This window comes from Xenorhabdus mauleonii (genome assembly GCF_900113945.1).
Taxonomy (GTDB): domain Bacteria; phylum Pseudomonadota; class Gammaproteobacteria; order Enterobacterales; family Enterobacteriaceae; genus Xenorhabdus; species Xenorhabdus mauleonii.
In genome coordinates this window covers 52,841-59,550 of the sequence record NZ_FORG01000024.1, presented here as the reverse complement: position 1 = coordinate 59,550, position 6,710 = coordinate 52,841, and the positions used below count along the sequence as shown (strand labels likewise).

At 44.4% G+C, this 6,710-nt stretch carries 9 protein-coding genes; all 9 read right to left on the bottom strand.

The window, feature by feature from the left end; all coding sequences use genetic code 11:
• On the bottom strand, window positions 1–96 hold a 96-nt coding region (locus tag BM100_RS17945), incomplete at its 3' end, for a GTP-binding protein (RefSeq protein ID WP_004249126.1).
• 70 nt (window positions 97–166) lie between these two features.
• Window positions 167–2,275, bottom strand: coding sequence for an elongation factor G (gene fusA / locus BM100_RS17940; protein ID WP_092513456.1), 2,109 nt, complete (start codon window positions 2,273–2,275; stop codon window positions 167–169).
• 93 nt (window positions 2,276–2,368) lie between these two features.
• Window positions 2,369–2,839 carry a 30S ribosomal protein S7 gene (rpsG, locus tag BM100_RS17935; protein ID WP_092513454.1) on the bottom strand — a complete coding sequence of 157 codons (471 nt, stop codon included), beginning with the start codon at window positions 2,837–2,839 and terminating at the stop codon, window positions 2,369–2,371.
• A gap of 97 nt (window positions 2,840–2,936) precedes the next feature.
• Window positions 2,937–3,311 (bottom strand): 30S ribosomal protein S12, encoded by a 375-nt coding sequence (gene rpsL, locus BM100_RS17930; RefSeq protein WP_010848548.1) that lies wholly within the window; start codon window positions 3,309–3,311, stop codon window positions 2,937–2,939.
• A 187-nt stretch (window positions 3,312–3,498) separates the two neighbouring features.
• Window positions 3,499–3,786: a sulfurtransferase complex subunit TusB gene (gene tusB / locus BM100_RS17925; protein ID WP_092513452.1), complete on the bottom strand. Its 288-nt coding sequence runs from the start codon at window positions 3,784–3,786 to the stop codon at window positions 3,499–3,501.
• Window positions 3,787–3,805: 19 nt separating this feature from the next.
• Complete coding sequence (gene tusC, locus BM100_RS17920) at window positions 3,806–4,165, bottom strand: sulfurtransferase complex subunit TusC (protein WP_092513450.1); 360 nt, start codon at window positions 4,163–4,165, stop codon at window positions 3,806–3,808.
• 15 nt (window positions 4,166–4,180) lie between these two features.
• On the bottom strand, window positions 4,181–4,576 hold the full coding sequence (tusD, locus tag BM100_RS17915; RefSeq protein WP_092513448.1) for a sulfurtransferase complex subunit TusD: 396 nt from the start codon (window positions 4,574–4,576) through the stop codon (window positions 4,181–4,183).
• The gene (locus BM100_RS17910; RefSeq protein WP_092513446.1) at window positions 4,576–5,298 is read right to left on the bottom strand and encodes a helix-turn-helix transcriptional regulator; all 723 of its coding nucleotides are present in this window, start codon (window positions 5,296–5,298) and stop codon (window positions 4,576–4,578) included. The genes tusD and BM100_RS17910 overlap by 1 nt, the downstream gene beginning before the upstream one ends.
• 452 nt (window positions 5,299–5,750) lie before the next feature.
• The gene (gene fkpA, locus BM100_RS17905; protein WP_092513444.1) at window positions 5,751–6,527 is read right to left on the bottom strand and encodes an FKBP-type peptidyl-prolyl cis-trans isomerase; all 777 of its coding nucleotides are present in this window, start codon (window positions 6,525–6,527) and stop codon (window positions 5,751–5,753) included.
• Between the last annotated feature and the right edge of the window lie 183 nt (window positions 6,528–6,710).

Sequence of the window (6,710 nt, the reverse complement as noted above, 5' to 3'; positions counted from 1 at the left end):
GATTGCTGCAGTCAGGGTAGTTTTACCGTGGTCAACGTGGCCGATAGTACCAACGTTAACGTGCGGTTTTGAACGTTCAAACTTTTCTTTAGACACGACTCTATTCCTTAATACTGCTCCCCCGTCACAGAGATGAGGGAGCTAAAAAGATAGTAAACTCGAAAACTTATCTAGCTTTACGAGCTTCAATAATAGCCTGAGCGACGTTGCTAGGCGCTTCGTTGTACTTCAAGAACTCCATGGAGTAAGAAGCACGACCTTGGGTCTGAGAACGCAGGTCAGTAGCATAACCGAACATTTCAGACAATGGTACTTGAGCACGAACAACTTTGCCCGTAGCTACATCATCCATACCATCGATCATACCACGGCGACGGTTCAAGTCACCGATGACGTCACCCATGTAGTCTTCTGGTGTTTCCACTTCAACTTTCATGATTGGCTCCAGCAGAACTGGTTTAGCTTTCATGAAGCCTTCTTTAAATGCCATGGATGCGGCAATTTTAAAGGCGATTTCTGAAGAGTCAACGTCATGGTAAGAACCATCGAACAGAGCAACTTTAACGTCAACGATTGGATAACCAGCCAGAACACCGCTCTTCAGCTGTTCCTGAACGCCTTTGTCAACGCCTGGGATGTATTCTTTAGGAACAACACCACCAACGATTTCGTTCGAGAATTCGTAACCAGCACCGCCAGCTTCCAGAGGCTCGATACGTAGCCATACGTGACCATACTGACCACGACCACCGGATTGTTTAGCGTGTTTACCTTCCTGCTCAACAGAAGCACGGATAGTTTCACGGTAAGCAACCTGAGGTTTACCTACGTTCGCTTCAACGTTGAATTCACGACGCATACGGTCAACCAGTACGTCGAGGTGAAGTTCACCCATACCTGCGATGATAGTCTGACCAGTTTCTTCGTCACTGCTCACGCGGAATGATGGGTCTTCTTGAGCCAGACGGCCTAAAGCGATACCCATTTTTTCTTGGTCAGCTTTAGTTTTTGGCTCAATAGCAACAGAGATAACTGGCTCTGGGAATTCCATGCGCTCCAGAATGATTGGTGCGTTCATGTCACAGAGAGTATCACCTGTAGTAACATCTTTCAGACCGATTGCAGCAGCGATATCGCCTGCACGGACTTCTTTGATTTCTTCACGTTTGTTGGCGTGCATCTGTACGATACGGCCAAAACGTTCTTTTTTATCTTTAACTGGGTTCAGTACGGTGTCACCGGAGTTAACAACGCCGGAGTAAACACGGAAGAACGTCAGGTTACCCACGAATGGGTCAGTTGCGATTTTGAATGCCAGTGCAGAGAATGGCTCTTCATCGCTAGAGTGACGTTCTGCTGGTGTATCTTTACCGTCTGGCAGCATACCTTTGATGGATTCAACATCAGTAGGTGCTGGCAGATATTCAATAACTGCATCCAGCATTGCCTGAACACCTTTGTTCTTAAATGCAGAACCACAGGTAACCAGGATAATTTCGTTAGCCAGAACACGCTTACGCAGAGCTGCCTTGATTTCTTCTTCAGTCAGCTCTTCACCGCTCAGATATTTGTCCATCAGTTCTTCTGATGCTTCTGCTGCGGATTCGATCAGGTTCTGATGCCATTCTTGAGCCAGTTCAACCATGTCTGCTGGGATTTCTTCATAAGTGAAGGTAGTTCCCTGATCAGCTTCGTTCCAGTTGATTGCTTTCATTTTCAACAGGTCAACAACACCGGTGAAGGTATCTTCAGCACCGATAGCCAGTTGAAGTGGAACTGGGTTAGCAGCCAGACGAGTTTTGATCTGCTCAACAACGCGCAGGAAGTTCGCACCCATACGGTCCATTTTGTTAACGAACGCGATGCGTGGAACATTATATTTGTTAGCCTGACGCCATACAGTTTCAGACTGAGGCTGAACGCCACCAACCGCACAGTAAACCATTACTGCACCGTCAAGAACACGCATGGAACGTTCTACTTCGATGGTGAAGTCAACGTGGCCTGGGGTGTCGATGATGTTAACACGGTGTGGCTCAAACTGTTTCGCCATACCAGACCAGAATGCAGTGGTCGCAGCAGACGTGATGGTGATACCACGTTCCTGTTCCTGCTCCATCCAGTCCATTGTTGCTGAACCTTCGTGAGTTTCACCAATTTTATGGTTTACACCTGTGTAAAACAGAATACGTTCAGTTGTCGTGGTTTTACCGGCATCGATGTGAGCACTGATACCAATGTTGCGGTAACGCGCTATAGGTGTTTTACGAGCCATTTTTTCCTCTCTCGTGGGCGTTCAATTTAGAGAAAGGGTAGCCGAGTCGCTACCCAGAACATATTCACTGCCGATGGTTGACCTAAAAAGGAATTACCAACGGTAGTGTGCGAACGCCTTGTTAGCTTCTGCCATACGGTGAACGTCTTCACGTTTCTTCACAGCAGCGCCTTTGTTTTCAGCCGCATCAGATAATTCATTCGCCAGGCGCAGAGCCATCGACTTATCACCGCGTTTACGAGCAGCATCAACGATCCAACGCATTGCCAAAGCATTACGACGAACCGGACGAACTTCAACTGGAACCTGATAGGTAGAACCACCAACACGGCGGGACTTAACTTCCACAGTCGGGCGCACGTTATCCAGTGCCAGCTCGAATGCTTCCAGATGATCTTTACTAGAACGCTGAGCCAGGGTCTCAAGCGCGCTATATACGATTGCTTCTGCGGTAGATTTCTTACCATCTACCATCAGGATGTTAACAAATTTGGCCAGCAGTTCAGATCCGAACTTTGGATCTGGCAGAATTTTACGTTGACCAATTACACGACGACGTGGCATGGAAATACTCCGTTTCGAATTCAGGGTTGTCCAAAACTCTACGAGTTTATTTTGACATTAAAGTGAAAAATGTTTGGCCTTACTTAACGGAGAACCATTAAGCCTTTGGCTTCTTCACACCGTACTTAGAACGACCTTGTTTACGGTCTTTAACACCGGCACAGTCCAGTGCGCCGCGAACAGTGTGGTAACGCACACCTGGCAAGTCTTTTACACGACCGCCACGGATCAGGATAACGGAGTGTTCCTGCAGGTTGTGGCCTTCACCACCGATGTAGGAAGAAACTTCGTAACCGTTAGTCAAACGCACACGGCACACTTTACGCAGTGCGGAGTTTGGTTTTTTAGGGGTGGTAGTATATACACGAGTACATACGCCACGTTTTTGCGGGCAAGCTTCCAGAGCAGGAACGTTGCTTTTCACAACTTTCGAGCTACGAGATTTGCGAACCAGCTGGTTAATAGTTGCCATTATTAAAAAAGCTCCTGGTTTTTTGCTTCGTAAACACGGATTTTACCCTCTCCCTGCCATAATGACAAAACGAGAGGACGCGGAATTTTATTGCTGACTTGACTAGGTGTCAAGAAATATACAGTTTTTCTATGCTGGTAAAGCGTTTTTCTATACTGCTAAAGTAGCAGAAAAGTTCGATTCACATTTACCAGGCAAAATTTTGCTGATGTTTCACTGTTAAGCTAACAAATCCGGCGTAATCAATCACCTTTACACGGTCAGAAATTTGTTCAAACAACCCCCGTGCCTCTAAATCTTCTTTCAGGGCATAAATGCCAGCACCTGTATTGAGTAATGCCATTAAATTGCGATTATTATTGATGCCCAATAACACACCGTTCTGGATGAGCAAAACATCATCAATATCAGTGACAAGGCTAAGCATTGCATTGAAGTCGATATGATAAGGTGAATGACTAACAGTATATAACATGTTACCTACCTGCAATAGATTAAAATTTCACCACGACATCATATCCCGCCAATAGATCTCGCAAGGCTCCAGAGGAAAGAAATTCAGCCTTCAGCACAAAATCATTTGCCGGATTGCCTCCACGACTCAGCAGGTCATCAAGGCATACATAACACTTGTCAATGTCATACATCGGCAGGATTTTAAAGGTCGAGATATAGTCACGCGCCAAAATTTTATCCGGTTGCTGATTGGGCAGTAATTGAAGTACGCCATCAGAAATAAAAAACACACCAATTTGCTCGGTCAATGCTGATGTTGCGAGTAGTGCATCCAGCCCTTCCCGACCAGCAGAAGAGCCGTGGGGGGCTTCAGTAAATACAAAAGCTATTTTTTTCATCAAATACTCGCAGCCCTAAAATTGTACAACCCGATCACTGAGCATCATGGCTTCTGCCAACGATCCTAACCCACCCAGCTCAAAACCCTGCGCCAAATTTGCCGCAGGAAGCGCCAGTTCACGGGCTTGCTGTTCATCCGCGACCCCACGCCGCAATGCCGCAGCAACACAGATATACAGATTGAACGAGTGCTCGGCTGCCAAGGTTTGCCATGCTTTGGTCAGATCAAATTCATCATTGGCAGGGGAGACCAACTGATTGCCATTTTGGACTCCTTCGCGATAAAAAAACACACTGCGCAGCGTATGCCCTGAAGCGATGAGTGCCTGAGCAAATTGATAGGCACTGCTTGCTTGTTGGGTACCATAAGCTGGCCCAGTGACCAGCAAGCAATAAGACAGTGAGGACATTACTTCTCCGGACTCACATATTCACCATTTTTAAACTGGCGAATATAGAGATATACCGTATGCTTCGAGATATTCAAACGTTCAGCAACCTGGTTGATTGCATCCTTTATATCAAAAATACCTTTTTCATAGAGGTTTAGTACCACCTGCCTGTTTTTCGCATTGTTGGAAACCGTGCGATCAGCATTCACTTCTTCGATCGTGAATTCCAACGTTTGTGCCACTAAATCATCGACAGAAGAAGCAAAGTTAACGTTTGAAGCAACTTCGTGTGTTTTTTCTGGGATAAAGGTCTGAATAATCTCAGAGAAAGGTACATCAAGGTTCATATTAATACATAAAAGCCCAATAACCCGACGCTGGCGATTACGAATAGCAATTGTGACAGATTTCATCAACGAGCCACTTTTCGCCCGTGTGAAATATGCCTTGGAGACGCTGCTATCTTCATCTGTAATATCATGCAGCATCCGTAACGCCAAATCGGTAATTGGAGATCCAATTTTACGGCCCGTATGTTCACCATTAGCTATTCTGACAGCTGAACATTTAAGATCTTCCAGTGAGTGAAGAACTATCTCACAATGCCCACCAATCAACATAGCCAGGCCATCAACAGCAGCTTCGTAAGATTTTAAAATTTCATGATCTATTTCAGTAAACGGTTGGTTTTCCAGTAAATCAAGATCACTGTTATCACCAGTTAATAACGGGGTAGACATGTAATGCACCATCCTTCAAGCTCAAACTTTGCCTTACCAAAAATCTCAACGCGAGATTTATTATAAAATCACATTACGACAACCGAGTGTCTGCCTCAGTAAACTTCTACTGTCGCAGGCAGAATGTTTTATATTCTATTCGGGGTGATAATGTTAAAACTACATTGACGTTAAAACTACATTGAATTTACGTCAAGCTATTGCTGCGCATACCACGGGGGTTTATCACAGCTTTACGACTAATATGCCTGAAATTACGACTGAAATAAGAAATAATATTTTATGTGGTACCGTGGGAAATAATAAGCAGACAAATTCATTCATCTTTATTCAATACTTATTACTCATCAAACAGAAGTAAATAACCATAGGAAGATGAAAAATGAAAGAAATACATATAAATCAGGGGCAATTAAGCCCCCGACAGTGTATTTCTGAATTATCGCCAGAAATTATTTTGCTTTGGCCGCTGGTTTTGCAGCTGGTTTGATATCCAACAATTCGATATTGAAAATCAAGGTAGAATTGGCAGGAATTTGAGGCACGCTGGCTTGACCGTAAGCCAATTCTGGTGGGATGACCAGAGTGATTTTTCCGCCTTTCTTCACATGCTGTAAACCTTCAATCCAGCCAGGGATCACGCTATCCAGGCGAATGGACAGTGGTTCTTTGCGATCAAAAGAGTTATCGAAAACCTGACCATCAATCAAAGTCCCTTTGTAGTTAACAACCACGGTGTCGCTTGGTTTAGGCTCCTTGCCAGTACCTTCTTTTTCAATTTTGTAAAGCAGGCCAGTCTTAGTTTTCACTACTCCTGCTTGCTTGGCAAATTCAGCACGATACTTAGCACCTTTTTCGCCATTTTCTTTGGATTCTTTCTCTGCTTTAGCTTGTGCAGCTTCTTTCACTTTGGTTTCGAAAGCGATCAGCGTTTGCTGAATCTCTTTATCTGTCAGTTTACTCTTGCTATTCAAGGCATCTTCAACACCAGCCAGCAATTGTGCTTTCTCGATATTGATACCAAGTGCTTTTTGCTCTTTCAGTGAGTTATCCATGTAGCTCCCCAAAGAAGCACCCAGAGCATAAGAATTTTGCTGTTCTACCGTTTTAAATGCACTATTCAGTTTTACGTCGCTTTTGGTTGCTGTGTTGTCTGCCAAAGCTTGAGGTACACTAAATGCTACTGCCAGAGTCGTCGCCAGCAAAGTTGTTTTAAACAATGATTTCATCCTACTCTCCAATAATTTTTTGGGGTCAGCGTCAGCACAAGCTACACGCAACGCCTACTATAACTGTCTACATTAACTTATGACAATATTTGCTATATTTTGCTCCAAAACCATTGAGACAACATTAACGTAGAGAGGTTTCACAAGACCTGCTTTTACTGAATGAATTGAATATTATAGTGT